Source organism: Ferrigenium straubiae, assembly GCF_051257895.1.
GTDB lineage: Bacteria > Pseudomonadota > Gammaproteobacteria > Burkholderiales > Gallionellaceae > Gallionella > Gallionella straubiae.
Genome location: NZ_CP194331.1, coordinates 2,559,357 through 2,575,813, shown reverse-complemented (window position 1 = coordinate 2,575,813; position 16,457 = coordinate 2,559,357). Strand labels below are relative to the sequence as shown.

The following is a 16,457-nucleotide window of genomic DNA, read 5'->3' as shown; positions in this document are numbered from 1 at the left end:
TGTCAGCCCAGTAAACTCGCCAGCGTCAGCAACAACAGCAGGATCATCCAGAACACCACCGAGCGCCACACCAGGCCGATGGTGCTGCGCATGAAGTCGGCATCGGCATCGTCGCCCACGCCGAGCTCCGGCCTGTCGAGCGGCAGGCCGCCCTGCGGGATCGGCATGCCGAGGCGCACGCCGAGCGCCCCCGCGCCGCTGGCCAGCAGGATGCCCGCCTCAGGGTCGGGCCAGCTCGCCGCCTGGGTGCGCCAGCAATACACCGTATCCTCGAAGTCGCCGACGATGGCGAAAGTTGCGGCGGTCATGCGGATCGGCAGCCATTCCAGCACATAGAACGCCTGGCGCGCGAAGCCGCCGAATTCGCCGCCGCCCCAGTCCTCCCCCGTCAGGATATCCGGCTCGGCGGCGGCATCCTCGTCATCCCAGCGCTTGCGCAGGAACTGCCCGAGACGGTACAGCAAGGCGCCCGCCGCGCCGCCCAGGCCGACTGCGCTGAACAGCACGAACCACACGATCACGCCAAACACGTTGCGGTGTGAGGCGATCAGCGCTTCCTCGATGGTGACACGCGCCACTTCCTCGGCATTCAGTTCGTGCGCAGGAATGCCGCGCCACCGGGTCAGCAGCCCGCGTGCCTCGTCCAGCCTGTCGTTGCGCAACGCCTCATGAATGTCGGTGAAATAGTGGCTGAACTGGCGAAAGCCCATCGTGAGGTACAGCACCAGCACGTTGAAAGCCCAGGCAAACACCGGATGCACATGACACAGCAGCCAGTACAGCGCCACCGCGCCAGCCAGCAACGGCAGCACCGCCAGCAGCCAGGCGATCTTGCCGTGCCTGTGCTGCCCGGCATTGAAGTGCCGCTGGAAGAAATCGACGTAGCCGGACAGCCAGCCATGCAGATATTTTCGCGAGGAGAGCGGCTGGAGTTGCTCCAGCAACAGCGCGGCGATCAGGGCAAACAGGCTCATGGCATCGGGGAGGTTTCAACGACTTGCATGGCGCGAAAGATAGCACACAACGATTGTATTGCGCAGCAGCGCAGGAGGAGGCCCAGGCAAATCAAAGGGCGGGGCCAAGACCCGCCCAACGAACATCCAATGAGATCACAAAGACAGGGAGTTAAACGATCATCCCTGCCGCCACGGTGTTGTTCGTCGCCTCGTCGATCACGATGAAGCTCCCGGTGGCGCGGTTGTGCTGGTAATGGTCGAACACCAACGGCTGCTGCACCTTCATCGCAACGCGCGCGATGTCGTTCATGTTGAGCTTGTCGGTTTCGTGGTGCGCCAGGGTGTTCACGTCGACGCGGTAGTCGAGGTGCGAGAACAGGCATTTCACCATGCGCGTGGTGTGCTTGATGATGTACTTGCGATTCTTGTCCAGCGGCGCTTCGGCCAGCCAGCACAGCATGGCCTCGAATTCCTTTTCCACTCTGGGCGGATTTCCGCCCCCCTTCACGAACATGTCGCCGCGCGAGATGTCGATCTCGTCGGCCAGCGTGATGGTGATGGATTGCGGCGCATAGGCGCGCTGCAGCTTGTCGTTGTAGGCAACGATCCCCTTCACCTTGCTGGTGCGGCCCGAGGGCAGCACGGTGATCTCGTCGCCGACCGCGACCTCGCCCGATTCGATGCGCCCCATGTAGCCGCGGAAATCATGGTATTCCTGCGTCTGCGGGCGGCACACCCATTGCACCGGATAGCGGAAATCGGCGGTGTTCACGTCGTAATCGATCGCCACGTTTTCCAGGAATTCCAGCAGCGGTGCGCCCTTGTACCAGCTCAGGTTGTCGCCATGCTCCACCACCATGTCGCCGTTCAGGGCGGACATCGGGATACAGGTCACTTCATGGATGCCGAGTTGTGCCGCAAAGGCGCGGTACTCGGCGACGATAGCGTTGAACGTGTCTTCGGAGTAATCGACCATGTCCATCTTGTTCACGGCCAGCACGATGTGCGGCACGCCGACCAGGCTCGCGAGGAAAGTATGGCGGCGCGTCTGCGTGAGCACACCCTTGCGCGCATCGATCAAAATGACCACCAGGTTCGCCGTGCTCGCGGCGGTGACCATGTTGCGCGTGTACTGCTCGTGGCCCGGCGTGTCGCCAATAATGAACTTGCGCTTCGGCGTGGCGAAGTAGCGGTAGGCCACGTCAATGGTGATGCCCTGCTCGCGCTCGGCCTGCAGGCCGTCAGTTAGCAGCGAGAGGTCAACGGCGGCCATACCGCGCTTCTCGCTGGTCTTGGAAATTGCGGAGAGCTGGTCTTCGAAGATCGACTTCGAGTCGTGCAGCAGGCGGCCGATCAGCGTGCTCTTGCCGTCGTCCACGCTGCCGGCGGTGATGAAACGTAACAGTTGTGTCGTGTTGCTCATAATGTAACCTCAAATTTTTCGGCTTCGTCATTCCGGCGCAGGCCGGAATCCAGCGGTTTATTCAATATGCCTTAGGCCTTGTCACCGCGTTGCGGTGGTCCTTCTTTAATTATCTGGATTCCGGCCTGCGCCGGAATGACGGTTCAGAAATACCCTTCCTTCTTGCGCAGCTCCATCGAAGCCTCCGAAGTCTGGTCGTCCATGCGTGTCGCACCGCGCTCGGTGATGCGCGTGGTCGAGGTCTCGTCGATGATTTCCTGCGCATTGCGTGCGGTCGATTCCACCGGCGCGGTACAGGTCATGTCGCCTACGGTGCGGAAACGCACCGAGAGCACCTCCACTTTTTCGCCCGGCTTGGGCTGCACCAGATGCGACACCGGAATGACCGCGCTGCCGCGGCGGATCACTTCGCGCTCGTGCGCATAGTAGATTTCCGGGATGTACAGCTTCTCGCGCGCAATGTATTGCCAGATATCCATCTCGGTCCAGTTGGAGATCGGGAACACGCGGATGTTCTCGCCCGCATGCACGCGCGTGTTGTAGATGTCCCACAGCTCGGGGCGCTGGTTCTTCGGGTCCCACTGGCCGAACTCGTCGCGGAACGAGAAGATGCGCTCCTTCGCGCGCGCCTTTTCCTCGTCGCGCCGCGCGCCGCCCATGCAGGCATCGAAGCCGAACTCGGCGATGGTCTCGAGCAGCGTCACGGACTGGTATGGGTTGCGCGGCTTGTCCGGATCCTTGATGACGATGGTGCCGCGCTTGATCGAGTCTTCCAGCGAGCGCACGATGAGCCGCTCACCCAGATCGGCAGCCAGCTTGTCGCGGGTGAAAATCACCTCCGGGAAGTTGTGCTCGGTGTCGATATGCACCAGTGGGAAGGGGAAGCGCGCCGGGCGGAACGCCTTTTCGGCAAGGCGCAGCATCACGATGGAATCCTTGCCGCCGGAAAACAGCATGGCGGGGTTTTTGCACTCCGCCGCGACCTCGCGCATGATGTGGATGGACTCGCTTTCCAGCGCATCCAGATGGGTAAAAGTATGTGCAGTCATCTTCAGTTTTCTTTCATTTTTCAAGCATCAAATTCATTCGTCATTCCCGCGAAGGCGGGAATGACGATTTATTCATGCGCGTTTTATAGGGCTGCTTTTTCCAACATGCAGGCCGCACTCCTTGTTTTCCGGGTCTTCCCACCACCACCTTCCGGCGCGGATGTCTTCGCCGGGGGTCACCGCGCGCGTGCAGGGCGCGCAGCCGATGCTGGGGTAGAAATGGTCGTGCAGCTTATTGTACGGCACATCGTTTTGTTTGATGTACTCCCATACCTCGGCATTCGTCCAGTCCAGCAGCGGATTGAATTTCTGCAGGCCGTGCTCCACGTCAAACGACGACACTTCCAGGCCGCCGCGCGTGACGGCCTGCTCGCGGCGCATGCCGGTGATCCAGGCACGCTTGCCCACGAGCGCGCGCCTGAGCGGCTCGACCTTGCGGATGTAGCAGCAGCGCTTGCGGAGTTCCACGCTGTCGTAGAACGCATTCGCGCCGTTCTGCCCGACATACTCCTCGACCGCGGTGCAGTCCGGGAAATAGATTTTCAGCGGCACGCCATAGAGCCGGTGCACTTCCTGCATCAGGTCGTAGGTCTCCTGCGGCAGGCGGCCGGTATCGAGGCTGAACATCTCGATATCCAACTTGTGTCTGGCGATCAGGTCGGTCAGCACCATGTCTTCCGCGCCGAGGCTGTTGGCAAAGCACACCGGAGCGAAGTCGCGCGCGGCCTGCTGCAGCACGGCAACGGTCTGTTCGATTTTTTGTTGCAGGCTCATTTTGGCAGGGCCTCCGTGAGGTCGAGCTGTGCATCCTTTTCAGAGGCGAAGGACGCCGCCTTGACCGTCCACCCGTCCACCGCCGCGCTGATCGCCGCGAGCGTGTCGGCGTCAATCTCGGCATCGCCGCCGAGGCTGCCCGCCGCCTGCGCGAATTCCTCGGCGAGTGCGCCGGGCGTGAGCTCGCGCAGTTGTGCGGCGAGCTGTTCGAGGTCGCCGTCATGCGCTCCCTCCAGCAACTGCACGATGCCCGAGCCGAGCAGGCGCAGGATCGCCTCGTTGCAGTGCGCCGCCTCGTCGTATTTGCGCTGGAACACCAGTGCGTTGCGGTATTCGCGCTCGTGCGCCGCCTCGAAGAAATTCGCACCGATCAGCACCTGCGACACGCCCGCGCATTCGCCGCCACCCATGTTCAGCACGCGGAAGTCGCCGGCCTCGCCGTAATCGCGCATCACCGACTGCAAATCCTCGGCCTTCACCTCGGCGAGGTCGGCCAGCAGCTGCGCGAAATAATCCGGTGCCTGCGCGCGCGCCCAGGCGAAGAAGCTCGCCTCGCCGCTGGCGAGGTGCGCCGCCTGTACGCGCTCTATGCCCTGCTTGATGCGCGCCACCGGCAATGCGAGGCCCTTCACGGCCAGCGCACCGTTCTGCATGCCGCTGCCCGCGAAGTACATCTGGTAATGCGGCACCAGTTTGCCGTGCATGCGCTTGCCTTCGCCGTAGATGCCGATGTCGCCGGTTTCCGGCTGCGCGCAGCCGTTGTGGCAGCCCGACACGCGGATGCGCAGGTCGGCCTTGCCGCCGGACAGTTGCGGCGCGATTACCGGGCTGGCGGTGATGCCGAGGCGGCAGGTCGAGGTGCCGGGGCACGCCACGACGTTGTCCCCGGCGGCCGGCTCGCGCAGGCCGAGTTCGGCCAGGCCGCTGCGCAGTACGGCCACGCTGGACTGAGGCACGTTGAAGATGGAGAGGTTCTGGTCCTGCGTGGTGCGGATTTCGTCCAGCCCCTGCGCGCGCAACAGCGCGGCGAGCCCGCGCAACTGCGCCACATTCAGGTCGCCGTTCGGCACCGCGACCGGCAGCACAGATAAACCAGCCTGATGCTGCGGGAACAGCCTGCGCGGCGCGCCGGGGCCGGGGATTTCGCCAGCGGTCGGCGCGCGCCATTCGCCCTGCGGCCAGGCCTGCGCGGCGAGCGCCTCCCTGGTGCGCTCGAACTCCTCGCGGTATTTCTCCACGAAGCCCTGCTCACCGAAGCGTTCGACGAGAAACTTGATGCGCGACTTGGCGCGCTTGGTGCGGTCGGAATAGCGGTTGTGCAGCGCTACCAGCGCCTCCAGCGAGAACAGCAGCTCGCGCTCGGGAATGAATTCCTCGACCACGATCGCCTCGCGCGGCTTGTGCCCGAGGCCGCCGCCCGCCTTGACCATGAAGCCGTGTTGACCGTCCTTCTCGATCGCCACCACGCCGCAGTCGTGCAGCATCGCCTGCGCGCAATCCGCCTCGCAGGCCGAGAAGCTGAACTTGAATTTGCGCGGCAACTGCTGGTTGAGCGGGTTGCGCAGGAAATGCACCACCGCAAAGTCGAGATGCTTCGTCACATCGACGCGCTCGCGCGGGCACACGCCGGACAGGCCGCAGGCCGTCATGTTGCGCACCGTGTTGCTGCACGCCTCGCGCGTGGTCATGCCGACCTCGGCGATGCGGCGCATCGCGGCGGGCGTGCTGTCGAGCGGGATGAAATGGATCTGCAGCGAGTGGCGCGTGGTGATATGCGCAATGTCTTTCTGCGAGTAGTCTGCGGCGACATCCGCGACCGCATCCAGCTGGTCCGGCGTCATGCGCCCGCCGGGCACCTTGATGCGGAACATGTGCACGCCGTGCTGGCGCTGGCCGTATACGCCATGCTGCAGGCGCACCGCCGTCATGCGATCGAGATCCAGAGTCCCGGCGTTAAAGGCCTGGATGGTCTGCTCGAAGCGGTCGATTTCCGCCTGGTCGGACAAATCCTGTGTGTTCACGCTCATCGAAATTTCCTTAAAGTTATACATGGCGATAGAAATTAATTAGTACATCACCATCTTGATGCCAATGATTAAAAGCATACTCGCCAGCACCGGGCGCAGCACATGCTCCGGAACCTTCGCGCTCAGGTGGCTGCCGATCCAGATGCCGGGCAGCGAGCCCAGCAGCAGGCTGCCCAGCAGCACCAGGTCCACCGTGCCCAGCGCCATGTGCCCCATCCCGGCCAGCGCGGTCAGCGGCACGGCATGGACGATGTCCGTGCCCACCACCTTCACCGCCGGCATGCGCGGATAGAGGAACAGCAGGGCGACCGTGCCCAGCACGCCCGCGCCGATGGAGGAGACCGTCACCAGCGCGCCGACAACTGCGCCGGTCGCGATCGTCGCGGCCGGCAGGTAGCGGTGGTGCAGCTCGTACACCGTGCCGTCCCTGCGCCGCGCGAGCTTCTTGATCTGATCCTTCAGCAGCAACGCCGCCGCAGTCGCCAGCAGCGCCACGCTCAGCACGCCGGTCACCAAGCTGCGCAGGGATTTTTCGTCCAGCGCGAGGTACTTCAGCAGCGCGATCGTGATCACGGCGGCCGGCAGGCTGCCCATCGCGAGCAGGCCGAACACCTTCCAGTCCACCGTGCCGCGCCGCCCGTGCACCCAGCCGCCCACCGTCTTGGTCAGCGAGGCATACAGCAGGTCCGTCCCCACCGCCGTGGCCGGCGACACGCCGAAGAACAGCACCAGCAGCGGCGTCATCAGCGACCCGCCGCCCACGCCGGTGATGCCGACGATCAGCCCGACCAGAAAGCCTGACAGTGTGTACATCCAGTCCATGCAAACCACCCGTAAAATTCAGGAGCGCATTCTAGCCACGCGGGATTATATTCCCAAATGGTTTTCTGTTAACATTACATAACTATTGGTTATATAGGAACGCCGCCATGAATTTACAGCAACTGCGCTACTTCAACGAGATCGTGCGGCGCGGCCTGAAGATTTCCGATGCCGCCGATGTGCTGTACACCTCACAGCCCAACATCAGCAAGCAGATCAGGCAACTGGAGCAGGAGCTGGGTATCGACATCTTCGTGCGCAACGGCAAGCGCGTCGTCGCGATCACCGAGCCCGGCCAGGCCATCCTCGACATCGCCCGGCGCATGCTGCACGACGCGGAAAACCTCCGCCAGGTCGGGCAGGAATTCCACGCGCAGGACAGCGGCCACCTGACTATCGCCACCACGCACACCCAGGCGCGCTACATCCTGCCGCCCGTGGTCAAGCAATTCATCAAACGCTACCCGAAAGTGAAGCTCGGCCTGCATCAGGGCAACCCGACGCAGATCGCCGAGCAGGTGCTGAACGGCGAGGCCGATGTCGCGATCGCCACCGAAAGCCTGTCGCTGTATGACGACCTCGTTACATTGCCGTGCTACGAATGGCACCACTGCGTGGTCGTGCCGCCCAGGCATCCGCTGCTGGAAGAGAAGCGGCTGACGCTGGCGAAAATCGCGCAATACCCCATCGTCACCTACGACTTCGCCTTCAGCGGACGCGGCAAGATCAACGAGGCCTTCGAGAAGGCGAACATAACGCCGAACATCGCGCTCACCGCCATCGACGCCGACGTGATCAAAACCTACGTGGAACTCGGGCTGGGTATCGGCATCCTCGCCGAGATCGCCTTCGTCCCGGAGCGCGACCGGCACCTGCGCATGATCGGCGCCAAGCACCTGTTCAAGCCCAACACCACGCGCATCGCGATCCGCAAGAACGAATACCTGCGCGGCTATACCTACGACTTTATCGAGCTGTTCGCCCCGCACCTGACCCACGAGGCGGTGGCGAAGGCCATGCACGTCAACCCTTAACGTGAAATCATGTTCCGTTGCCCCGTAGGAGCCCGATTCATCGGGCGATCGTACTCTGTGACAAGTGAATTTTCGCGCAGCAAGCTGCGCTCCTACGGGGATATATTTCCATCATCAAGAGCGGCATCCACCATGAAAATCAGGAGAAAACCATGAACGAGACCCTGCGCATCCAGCAATCCCACCGCAGCATCCGCAGCTATAGACCCGACCCGGTCAGCGATGAAATGCTCAATGAAATCGTCGCCGCCGCACACCGCGCACCGACCTCGATGAACGCGCAGGAGATTTCGCTGGTCGTGGTGCGCGACGCGGAAAAGCGCGCGCGCATCGCCGAACTTGCCGGCGGACAGCCGTGGATCGCGCAGGCGCCGGTGTTCATCGTCATCGCGATCGACTTCCACAAGACCGACCTCGGTACGCGCAAGGCGGGACAGGCGCAGATCATCCACGAAAGTATGGAAGGCTTCGGCGTCGCCGCGACTGATGCGGGCATCGTCCTCGGCACGTTGATCACCGCCGCCGAATCGCTCGGCCTCGGCATCGTCCCGATCGGCGGCATCCGCCGCAACCCGCATGGCATAATAGACCTGCTCGGCCTGCCGCCGCTCACCTTCCCGCTGGTCGGCCTGTGCATCGGCCATATCAGGGATGACGTGCTACCGAAGCCACGCATGGACATCAAGACCTTCCGCCACGACGAGCACTACGACGCCTCCGGCTACCCGGCCGCCATCGACGCCTACGACACCGCCCTCATGGACTACTGGAAACAGATCGGGCGCAGCGACGGCATGCCGTGGTCGAGCAACCTCGGCAACTTCTATAAGCAGGTGTATTTCCCGCAGGTCAAACCGGTCGCGGCGATGCAGGGGTTGCTGAACGACAAGTAGCCCACTGCATACTTCCCCCCCATTGTGCGGGATGGCCCCGCACAAATAATGCTTCCGGACACACCGATACCGGAGGCGCAAATGAGAGACATCTACCGCTTGCTGGCGGAGCAACGCATCAGCGAATACGACCTGCGCCTGCGGCATGTCGATGAGCTGCTGGCCCAGGCCGAGAAGAGGCTGAATCACACTCCCGGAGAGGCCGACATCAGCGCGGAACTGGAGAAACTGATGGAGGAGCGCGACCGGCTCGCCGCCTGGCTCGATGAAACCCGCAAGAGACCGCTCGAAAACTGGCGTGAGGACAGCATCAGCAGCGCAGGGCCGATGGGCATCTGGGACGCCGTCGCCCAGCAGGTGGAAAGGCTGGTGGAGCGCATCGAGCGCTGAGAAGGTTCCCTGAATCTCTTCGCGTGCGACGATCGCGAGGTCAACGCGCACTGCCCATTCGGTGAGACATCAATCCACGCCTGGCAAACCCCGCCACGGCAGGCGCATCGAGCAACCTCCCCAAATCGCACAAATCAAGCATTTCCATGACAGGCTCGCTATGCCCAGTAAAATACAAACCTACATTTTGCGTAAATGCTTCCAGTTTGAGGACCACCATCAGCAACAGCCCTGCCCGATCGATTTCCGAGACTTGCGAGAGATCGATCTCGATTTGCCGGCACTTCCCGATGACAGGCAGGATCGCCTCCTCCAGTTCCTCCACCAGGGGAATCGTCATGTCGCCTTCTATCGAAAGTTTGAATGCATGCCTGCCCATTTTGCGCTCCATGAAAACCCGCCCTTTCCGAGCGGCGTCCCAGTTAGCCGGAAAATGCGATGCACTTCATTCTGCGGAAAGCAAATGTCCACGGTGAATACCCATTACGCCCGATCACCCACGCAATCTACTACCAGTTACCACACAAAGCAACCGGTAGTTACCTGCCAAGTGATAGCTTTGAAACATGACTTTGATGAACGAAAAAGAATCCTTCGGCAAGCGGCTGACGCGCCTGCTGAACGATGCTGGGATCGGCACGGCCAGCCCCACGCATGTGGCTTACGAATTCAACCGGCGTTATCTGGGCAAGCCGGTCACGGCCCAGGCCGTGCGCAAGTGGCTCAACGGGGAGGCGATTCCCGCAGGGGACAAAATCCGCGCCCTCGCAAAATGGCTGAAGGCCTCGCCCCACTGGCTGCACTACGGAGAAGGCGAAAAGAATATGACCACATTCAAGGTAGAGGAGGAGCGGGCCACCTATGGTGAAGAAGCCATCGCCTCCCTGCCGGAAGATTTCCAGCGCCTGACGCCAAAACACAAGGCCATGGTGTGCGAGATCGTGCATGCGCTGCTGCGCGCGGAAAAGCGCTAGCACCATAGCGGAAGCGTATTGCGCCACATGGGTTGATTGATGCCCAAGCCATGCGCGTTGCTTGTTGCGCCCTGCCAGGCTCATGGCAACGCCTCATCCTCACACAGCACATAACAGGCTTTTATCCGCGGACATCCGCCAACCGCCCGATAGCCTCGGCATCATTGCACCCACAATGGGAGCATGCTAGAGTGGCATCATGCGAGTAATAGCCGTGAGCACCCTGCGTGAATTCTGGAACAAGCATCCGCAAGCGGAAACGCCGCTGCGCGCGTGGTTTGTCGACGCCAGCCGGGCAGACTGGAAAAACCCGGCGGCAATCAAGGCGGCGCACCGCAATGCCAGTTTCGTGGGAAGCAACCGCGTGGTGTTCAACATCAAGGGCAATGATTTTCGCCTGGTAGTTGCCGTGCATTACAACCGGCGCATGATGTACATACGCTTCGTTGGAACCCACGCCGAATACGACGCGATCAACGCGGAAAGGGTATAGAAATGGAACTTAAACCGATCAAAACCAGAACCGAATACAAGGCAGCCCTGCGCGAAATCGAAGTGCTGTTCGATGCGCCGGAGGGCACACCGCAAGCGGACAAAGTCGAAGTACTGGCAATGCTGGTGGAGAAATACGAAGCCAGGCATCACCCCATCCCCGCACCCGACCCCATCGATTTTTTGAACTACGTGATAGAAACGCGCGGCCTGACGCGCAAGGATTTGGAGCCCTACATCGGCACCCGTGGCCGCGTGGCCGAGGTATTAAACCGCACCCGCCCGCTCACCCTTGCCATGATCCGGCGGCTGTCCGAAGGCTTGGACTTGCCCGCCGATGTGTTGATTGCGGATTACGAATTGCGGCAAGCAGCATAGGCTGCCTTTGTAGCCAGCACGCAACTGAAAAAACTGAAGGAGGAACGCGACAAGTTCGCCGGTTGGGTCGAGGAAACCATGCTTAAGCATCTCGAAAACTGGCAGGGGGATGAGATCATAAAGGCCGGGCCGACGGGGATATGGGACGCCACCGCCCAGCAGGTAGAGAAACTGGTGGAACGCATCTAGCGCTGAGCGGCTAGATAAAAGGTGAAGCTGAGCTAACCCCTTTAATTCTTGAACAGCTCTATCATGTGGGACGTCGCTTAAATGAAACCTGTTGAAGGTACTGCTCAACGGTAGCCTCTTCACTGTCCAGCAATGAGCATGCTTCGCCGGTTGTTTCGAACTCGACAACGTAGTCGCCAGCTTGATTGCTATATACAACCTTTAGGCTTGCGCGCTCTGTTTCCGCCCACAGGGGCAAAAGAAATTGACTGGCATGTATGACCCGCTGCTCCGAAGGACTTTGCAGGTCGACTAGTTCTAGTGTGGCTTCGGAATCCGAGAGGTGAATGTTCGAAACACGGAAGCCCTGCGAGGAGATCGCAGTAACAATGGATAGGAGGCGAGCATCCTCTCGAAGATTTGTTTCACGGAGTAACGGCTTCAACTGCCGGAGGTTGTCAATGAAGTAGATCGTTCGAGCTAGCTTAATAGCGTTGAAAATTGCCGCAATGGCCCTGAGAGCCTCCATCAACTCGCTGCGCGACAGAGACACTTCTTGTTCGTTTGGATGTTCCCCATACGTACCAACAATACGGTCAGCTTCAACTCGTGTTCTGTGATGCTGCGCAATGTTTCGCCATTGGTTAAGCCGTATTCCCCACGGAGACGGGGCCATCAATTCTGGAAAACCGAGCGTATCAAACAGCTCTCCTACCAGATTTCCTAGTGACATATTAGTTGGTAGGGTGGGATTCTTTCCCCGAACAATTCTTGCTTGGCGCAATAGATCGCGAAGGAAAGGCTGAATGCATGCTTCGATCAGCGTACCCATAAGCCTAAAGCATTCAAAGGCAAATTCGTGAATTTCAAGCTCGGCTTTTTCTTGCTCCAGATACATGCAACTCCAATAGTGGGCAAGGCCTGCTGAAATATCGCCTTCGGCGTCTGCACAAGCATTCAGTGATGCATTTCCATCAGAAAGCTTGGCGCGCCTATAAAGTTGCAACACAAAGTGAAACCCAGCTTCGATGGTTGGGTTCTGTTTTGTCTTGTAGATATTCACAACTTCCGGCGCTAATACATCGATCGCAAACTCTTCGAGGATATCGCGGTTTTCAAAGTATGGAAGCAATGTGTCGATGACAAATTGCTTGATTTCTTCAGGTTGAACGCCAGCCTCAGCCATCGCGAGGAATGGGTTCTGGCTAGCTCCAGAGTCGATTATCTGGGCCTTGAAATTGCGCATTTCCGATTATAAAGGATCGGCTTCAAATTATTTTACCCGCCACAATCGAGGGCAAGCCGCAGAAGCGGCAGTTCAACTCACCGCCCGCTTGGAAAAATCCCTCGGGCGGAACCCCAGCGCGGCGAGCACCACGAAATACACCGCCACACCACCCGCGACCAGCGCGGCCAGGTGCAGGATGCGCGGCCAGCCGGTGCGGGTCAGCCAGCTTTGCTCTGCGCCCATGCCGAACCACAGCACGAGGCCGAGCGCGAGCAGCGCGACGCACACCTTGGCGAAGAATTTCGCCCAGCCCGGCTCGGGCCGGTAGATGCCACGCTTGCGCAACAGGTGGAACAGGATCGCGGAGTTAAAGCATGCGCCGAGCCCGATGGCGAGCGCGAGGCCGGCGTGCTGCAGCCAGCCGATGAAGGCGAGGTTCATCAGTTGCGTCGCGACCAGCGTGGCGATGCCGATCTTCACCGGCGTCCTGATGTCCTGCCGCGCGTAGAAACCGGGGGCGAGAATTTTCACCAGGATCATACCGACCAGCCCGATGCTGTAGCCGACCAGCGCGTTGCGCGTCATCAGCACGTCGTGCGCGGAAAATACGCCGTGCTGGAAAAAGGTCGCCAAGAGCGGCACGGCGATCATGCCTAGCGCCAGCGCGGCGGGCAGCGTGAGCATGATGGTCAGGCGCAGACCCCAATCGAGCAGCCTCGAGTATTCGACCGTGTCGTTGCTGGAGTGGCATTTGGATAAAGAGGGCAGCAGGATGGTGCCGAGCGCCACGCCGAGCAGGCCATTGGGAAATTCCATCAGCCGGTCGGCGTAATACAGCCAGGACACGCTGCCCGCGACGAGGAACGAGGCGAAGATGGTGTTGATAATCAGGCTGATCTGCGCGATGGACACGCCGAACACCGCCGGCCCCATCTGTTTGATGACGCGCCACATGCCTTCATCCTTGAGGTTGAGGCGGATGCTCGGCAACATTCCGATCTTCTTCAGGAACGGCAACTGGAACACGAGTTGCACGATGCCCGCGACGAACACCGCCCAGGCCAGTGCCAGGATCGGCGGATCGAAATAAGGCGCGAGCCACAGCGCGCCGCCGATGAAGCAGACGTTGAGCAGGATGGGCGCGAAGGCCGGCACCCAGAATTTGTTGTAGGTGTTGAGGATGCCCGCCGCGACCGAGACCAGCGAGATGAAGAAGATGTACGGCGAGGTGATTTGCAGCAATCGCACGGTGAGCTCGAACTTCCCCGCATCCGCCGCAAAACCCGGCGCGCTGATGTAGACGAGGATGGGTGCGGCGACGATGCCGATCAGCGTGACCACGAACAGGATCAGCGCCAGCATCGTGGTGACGTGATCGACGAGCAGCTTGGTCTCGTCGTGCCCGCGCCGGTTCCGGTATTCGCCGAAGATCGGCACGAAGGCCTGCGAGAACGCGCCCTCGGCGAACAGGCGGCGCAGCAGGTTGGGCAGCTTGAAGGCGACGAAGAACGCATCGGTCGCCGCCCCCGCGCCGAACACCCGCGCGATCAGCACGTCGCGCACGAAGGCGAGGATGCGCGAAAGCAGGGTCAGGCTGCTGACGGTGGCGAGGGCTTTGAGGAGGTTCATTGTCTTGTGTTTACGCTGCAAACGCCGCGCATCATATCATTGCGGCCGACGCTGCAATTTTCAGACAGCTTCTAAATTACCGTTACCTTCGGCGCACCCTGCAGCATCTCGCCGATCACCGCCGCATGCGCGAACCCGGCGCTCCTGAAGCAGTCCAGCACCCCGTCCGCCGCCTCCGGCGCGACGCTCACCAGCAGCCCGCCGCTGGTCTGCGCGTCGGCGAGCAGGCGGCGCTGCCATTCCTCCAGGTGCGGCGCGAAGTCCACTTCATGCCCGTAGCTCGCGAGGTTGCGCTCGATCGCGCCGGGGCCGATACCCTGCTGCGCGAGCGGGAGCGCCTCGGGGAGCACCGGCACCCGGTCGAACTTCAGCTCCGCGCCCAGCCCGGAGCCGCGGCATATTTCCAGCAGGTGGCCGAGCAGGCCGAAGCCGGTCACGTCGGTCAGCGCGTGCACGCCGTCCGATTCGGACAGCGTGCTGCCCACCGTGTTGAGCTGGGTGGTGATGGCGATCAGTTGCGCATAGCCCTCGGCGGACAGCGCGCCCTTCTTCAGCGCAGCAGCGAGCACACCTACACCCAGCCCCTTGCCGAGGATCAGCACATCGCCCGCCCGCGCACCGCTGTTTTTCTTGAGCCTCTCGGGATGCACGATGCCGATGGCCACCAGCCCGTAGATCGGCTCAGGGGTATCGATGGAATGCCCGCCCGCGAGTGGGATGCCAGCCTCCTCGCAGACAGCCTCGCCGCCCCGCAGGATCGCGCGGATCGCCTCGACCGGCAGCTTGTTGACCGGCATGCCGACGATGGCCAGCGCCATGATCGGCGTGCCGCCCATCGCGTACACGTCGGAGAGCGCGTTGGTCGCGGCGATGCAGCCGAAGTCGAAGGGATCGTCGACGATGGGCATGAAGAAATCGGTGGTCGCGATGACCGCCTGCCGGTCGTTGAGGCGGTACACCGCCGCATCGTCGCTGGTCTCGGTGCCGACCAGCAGGTCGGCGAACGGCAGCTTTTGCTTGGCCTCGCCCAGGATCTGCTGCAGCAGCGCCGGTGCGATTTTGCAGCCGCAGCCGCCACCGTGCGACAATTGGGTCAATTTCACTTCAGACACATCAACTCCTCTTTCAACAATGCTTTTCAGAACCGCGAACCTATCACAGCTCGGCGAATTTGACGAAATTATCGACGTGCGCACCCCGGCGGAATTCGCCGAGGATCACATTCCCGGCGCGATCAACTGCCCGGTGCTGTCCGACGAGGAGCGCGTCAAAGTCGGTACGCTGTACAAGCAGGTGTCGCCGTTCGAGGCGCGCAAGATGGGTGCTGCGCTGGTCGCGAAGAACATCGCGCATCACCTGCAGACGCGCTTCCACGACCACCCCAAGTCGTGGCGCCCGCTGGTCTACTGCTGGCGCGGCGGGCAGCGCAGCGGCGCGATGTGCATCATCCTCGCGCAGGTCGGCTGGGCGGCACACCAGCTCGATGGCGGCTACAAGACTTACCGGCGCGGCGTGCTGGATGAACTCGCCCGCCTGCCGCAGCAGTTTGCATTCAACGTGATCTGCGGCCCGACCGGCTCGGGCAAGAGCCGCCTGCTCGCGGCGCTGGCTAATAATGGCTGGCAGGTGCTCGACCTCGAAGCGCTCGCGCGGCACCGCGGCTCGGTGCTGGGCAGGCTGCCCGGAGAACCGCAGCCCTCGCAGAAACAATTCGACAGCGAGTTGCTGCAGGCACTGCGGCAGCTCGACCCGGCGCGCCCGGTTTACGTGGAGGCGGAGAGCAGCAAGATCGGCAACCTCACCCTGCCCGATGCGCTGTCCGGCGCGATGCACGCCGGTAAGTGCCTGCTGCTGGAGACGCCGCTCGATCTGCGCGTCGCCGGGCTGCTGGAGGACTACCGCCACTACCCCGAAAGCCCGGAGACGCTGATCGCGCATCTGCAGGCGCTACACCGCTTCCACGGCGCCAAGCGGCTGGAGAACTGGGCCGCATTGATCCGCGCCGGCGACTTTTCCGCGCTGGTCGCCGAGCTGCTCACGCTGCACTACGACCCGAGCTACTTCCGCGCGACCTCCAACCACTATGCGAATCTCGATGAGGCGCGGCGCATCCCGCTTGCGAGCCTGTCGCCGGATGCGCTGCACTCGGTAGCGGCCATGTTGTAGGTCAGGCTTTAGCCTGACAGGGTGTGTCGGATTGAAACCCGACCTACTATTTTT

The 16,457-nt window shown here is 61.7% G+C and carries 17 protein-coding genes; 7 read left to right on the top strand and 10 right to left on the bottom strand.

Features of this window, described 5'->3' with window-relative positions:
* Nucleotides 1–2 precede the first annotated feature (2 nt).
* From ACRRNM_RS12530 to ACRRNM_RS12505, 6 genes are all read right to left on the bottom strand, one after another.
* The gene (locus tag ACRRNM_RS12530; RefSeq protein ID WP_435628531.1) at nucleotides 3–974 is read right to left on the bottom strand and encodes a CobD/CbiB family protein; all 972 of its coding nucleotides are present in this window, start codon (nucleotides 972–974) and stop codon (nucleotides 3–5) included.
* Nucleotides 975–1,125: 151 nt separating this feature from the next.
* Entirely contained in the window at nucleotides 1,126–2,379 is a 1,254-nt protein-coding gene (cysN, locus tag ACRRNM_RS12525; protein WP_435628530.1) for a sulfate adenylyltransferase subunit CysN, read from the bottom strand.
* Between the two features lie 143 nt (nucleotides 2,380–2,522).
* The gene (gene cysD, locus ACRRNM_RS12520; protein ID WP_435628529.1) at nucleotides 2,523–3,428 is read right to left on the bottom strand and encodes a sulfate adenylyltransferase subunit CysD; all 906 of its coding nucleotides are present in this window, start codon (nucleotides 3,426–3,428) and stop codon (nucleotides 2,523–2,525) included.
* Between the two features lie 72 nt (nucleotides 3,429–3,500).
* Nucleotides 3,501–4,202, bottom strand: coding sequence for a phosphoadenylyl-sulfate reductase (locus ACRRNM_RS12515; RefSeq protein WP_435628528.1), 702 nt, complete (start codon nucleotides 4,200–4,202; stop codon nucleotides 3,501–3,503).
* Nucleotides 4,199–6,229, bottom strand: a complete 2,031-nt coding sequence (locus tag ACRRNM_RS12510; RefSeq protein WP_435628527.1) for a nitrite/sulfite reductase — start codon at nucleotides 6,227–6,229, stop codon at nucleotides 4,199–4,201. Before ACRRNM_RS12510 ends, ACRRNM_RS12515 begins: the two co-directional genes overlap by 4 nt.
* A 39-nt stretch (nucleotides 6,230–6,268) precedes the next feature.
* Complete coding sequence (locus tag ACRRNM_RS12505; protein WP_435628526.1) at nucleotides 6,269–7,051, bottom strand: sulfite exporter TauE/SafE family protein; 783 nt, start codon at nucleotides 7,049–7,051, stop codon at nucleotides 6,269–6,271.
* A gap of 107 nt (nucleotides 7,052–7,158) precedes the next feature.
* Here ACRRNM_RS12505 and cysB point away from each other — a divergent pair, with 107 nt between their 5' ends.
* From cysB to ACRRNM_RS12490, 3 genes are all read left to right on the top strand, one after another.
* Complete coding sequence (gene cysB, locus ACRRNM_RS12500; RefSeq protein ID WP_435628525.1) at nucleotides 7,159–8,085, top strand: HTH-type transcriptional regulator CysB; 927 nt, start codon at nucleotides 7,159–7,161, stop codon at nucleotides 8,083–8,085.
* Between the two features lie 152 nt (nucleotides 8,086–8,237).
* The gene (locus tag ACRRNM_RS12495) at nucleotides 8,238–8,978 is read left to right on the top strand and encodes an NADPH-dependent oxidoreductase (RefSeq protein WP_435628524.1); all 741 of its coding nucleotides are present in this window, start codon (nucleotides 8,238–8,240) and stop codon (nucleotides 8,976–8,978) included.
* 81 nt (nucleotides 8,979–9,059) lie between these two features.
* Nucleotides 9,060–9,368, top strand: coding sequence for a hypothetical protein (locus ACRRNM_RS12490; RefSeq protein ID WP_435628523.1), 309 nt, complete (start codon nucleotides 9,060–9,062; stop codon nucleotides 9,366–9,368).
* A gap of 40 nt (nucleotides 9,369–9,408) precedes the next feature.
* Here ACRRNM_RS12490 and ACRRNM_RS12485 read toward each other — a convergent pair whose 3' ends face one another.
* Entirely contained in the window at nucleotides 9,409–9,759 is a 351-nt protein-coding gene (locus ACRRNM_RS12485) for an STAS domain-containing protein (RefSeq protein WP_435628522.1), read from the bottom strand.
* 184 nt (nucleotides 9,760–9,943) lie between these two features.
* On the opposite strand from ACRRNM_RS12485, the gene ACRRNM_RS12480 reads away from it, so the two are divergent.
* The 3 genes from ACRRNM_RS12480 to ACRRNM_RS12470 all read left to right on the top strand — a co-directional run bounded on the left by ACRRNM_RS12480 (nucleotide 9,944) and on the right by ACRRNM_RS12470 (nucleotide 11,212).
* On the top strand, nucleotides 9,944–10,342 hold the full coding sequence (locus ACRRNM_RS12480; protein ID WP_435628521.1) for a hypothetical protein: 399 nt from the start codon (nucleotides 9,944–9,946) through the stop codon (nucleotides 10,340–10,342).
* 199 nt (nucleotides 10,343–10,541) lie between these two features.
* Nucleotides 10,542–10,835, top strand: a complete 294-nt coding sequence (locus ACRRNM_RS12475) for a type II toxin-antitoxin system HigB family toxin (protein ID WP_435628520.1) — start codon at nucleotides 10,542–10,544, stop codon at nucleotides 10,833–10,835.
* Between the two features lie 2 nt (nucleotides 10,836–10,837).
* Entirely contained in the window at nucleotides 10,838–11,212 is a 375-nt protein-coding gene (locus ACRRNM_RS12470; protein ID WP_435628519.1) for a helix-turn-helix domain-containing protein, read from the top strand.
* 250 nt (nucleotides 11,213–11,462) lie between these two features.
* On the opposite strand, the gene ACRRNM_RS12465 is transcribed toward ACRRNM_RS12470, so the two are convergent.
* The 3 genes from ACRRNM_RS12465 to selD form a co-directional block, all read right to left on the bottom strand.
* Nucleotides 11,463–12,626, bottom strand: a complete 1,164-nt coding sequence (locus tag ACRRNM_RS12465) for a hypothetical protein (protein ID WP_435628518.1) — start codon at nucleotides 12,624–12,626, stop codon at nucleotides 11,463–11,465.
* 72 nt (nucleotides 12,627–12,698) lie between these two features.
* On the bottom strand, nucleotides 12,699–14,237 hold the full coding sequence (gene murJ, locus ACRRNM_RS12460) for a murein biosynthesis integral membrane protein MurJ (protein ID WP_435628517.1): 1,539 nt from the start codon (nucleotides 14,235–14,237) through the stop codon (nucleotides 12,699–12,701).
* 71 nt (nucleotides 14,238–14,308) lie between these two features.
* On the bottom strand, nucleotides 14,309–15,349 hold the full coding sequence (selD, locus tag ACRRNM_RS12455) for a selenide, water dikinase SelD (RefSeq protein WP_435628516.1): 1,041 nt from the start codon (nucleotides 15,347–15,349) through the stop codon (nucleotides 14,309–14,311).
* A 19-nt stretch (nucleotides 15,350–15,368) separates the two neighbouring features.
* Between selD and mnmH the strand changes: the two genes are divergently transcribed.
* Nucleotides 15,369–16,403 carry a tRNA 2-selenouridine(34) synthase MnmH gene (gene mnmH / locus ACRRNM_RS12450; protein ID WP_435628515.1) on the top strand — a complete coding sequence of 345 codons (1,035 nt, stop codon included), beginning with the start codon at nucleotides 15,369–15,371 and terminating at the stop codon, nucleotides 16,401–16,403.
* Nucleotides 16,404–16,457: the final 54 nt, after the last annotated feature.